1 protein-coding gene is annotated in these 1,407 nt (G+C 41.8%); it reads right to left on the minus strand.

From position 1 onward, the window contains the following. Nucleotides 1-1,128: 1,128 nt before the first annotated feature. Nucleotides 1,129-1,407 (minus strand): hypothetical protein (locus ACFIL3_RS10135; protein ID WP_375682224.1); only part of this gene is annotated, 279 nt, incomplete at its 5' end.

Genomic DNA, 1,407 nt, shown 5'->3' on the forward strand with positions numbered 1-1,407 from the left:
TTTTAAAAAAGTGCGAAATATGGATTATAAATCGCGTCTTTTGCTTAATCAGAAATGTCGATAAAATTTGGATTTTTGGTTGGCACTTCAAGCTTCCCTCCGGTTGCGAGCGCCCTCGCATTGGTATTCCGAGAGTCAAAATACTGAGCTCTAGTCAGTTTTTTGCTTTTAGTGCGGAAACGCACCTGGACATAACAAAAACTCCCGGAATTCTAAGGATATTCGCAAAAGTGGGCTCAATTGTACGTTAGGGTTTAGGGCTTTTAGTTCCCTGTTGATCGCTGCGTAGACGATCAAACTTACGATATTTATTCATAAGGCAGTTTCAGAAGGTTGGCAAGAAAAATGAAAAATTTTCTATTCTGTTATACCGTAAAACGGCGCTATTTGAAGGAGGAGTGAAGAGCTTGAATATTCAGGGTAGGGCTTGATTTGTTGAGCCTGATGAAGTGCTGTCTTTTTTGGGGGGTGGAGACTGTAAGGTACTAGGCAAAAAGCTGGGTTCGTTTTCAGAACAGTGTTTACAGTGCAGCGCGGGTGGTGATGTGGAAATTTTATTTGGCTGACTTCTGTAATAACGTAAAAGCGTTAAAACGTATATCCGTAAAATGATGCGGGGGATTTGTGCTTTGTGTATACTTTTATTTGGCGTGGAATGTGGTGAGATAAATGGGGGAATGCATTTGTGAGTGGAGAGGGGAAAGCTGGGATGAAAAGGGGTGTTAAGTGCGTTTTCTGGAGAAGAGTATGTGGAGAATATTTGGAGGAAGGGCTTATTTGTCTTGTCTGATGAAACAGCATTTTTTGATATGTGGGATAGCCATATGAAATAATCAGCAGGGGAATCTAATAGACAAGAAAATCAGATTTTTGCAGAGCAGTGTTTACAGAGCAGTGCGTGGGGTGAATCTTTCGTTGGCTGTTTTCTGTAATGATGTAAAAGCGTGAAAACGTATATCCGTAAAATAATGCGGAGGATTTGTACTGTGTGTATGCTTTTATCATGGCGTGGAATATGGTGAGAGTAGGGGGATGCATTTGTGAATGGAGCGGGGAAAGCTGGGATGAAAAGGGGTGTTAAGTGCGTTTTCTGGAGAAGAGTATGTGGAGAATATTTGGAGGAAGGGCTTATTTGTCTTGTCTGATAAAGCGCGTCTTTTGAGGGGTGGTGATAATTATATGAAGTGATCCGTAGTCCTTCCCTAGATAAGAAGCTGGATTGTTTACGGACCAGTGTTTATCGAGCGGTGTGGGGTGGTGAATCTTTCGTTGGCTGTTTTCTGTGAATGTGTAAAAGCGTAAAAATGTGAATCTGTAAAAGTGAAGAGGAGGATTTATGGATTTATGCATTGTGCGTGTTTTGGGGGCACGTTGGGTTTTTGCATGGATGGGGTGAGATAAATGGGG

It is taken from the genome of Bartonella sp. CE47NXGY (assembly GCF_042195415.1).
Classification (GTDB): domain Bacteria; phylum Pseudomonadota; class Alphaproteobacteria; order Rhizobiales; family Rhizobiaceae; genus Bartonella.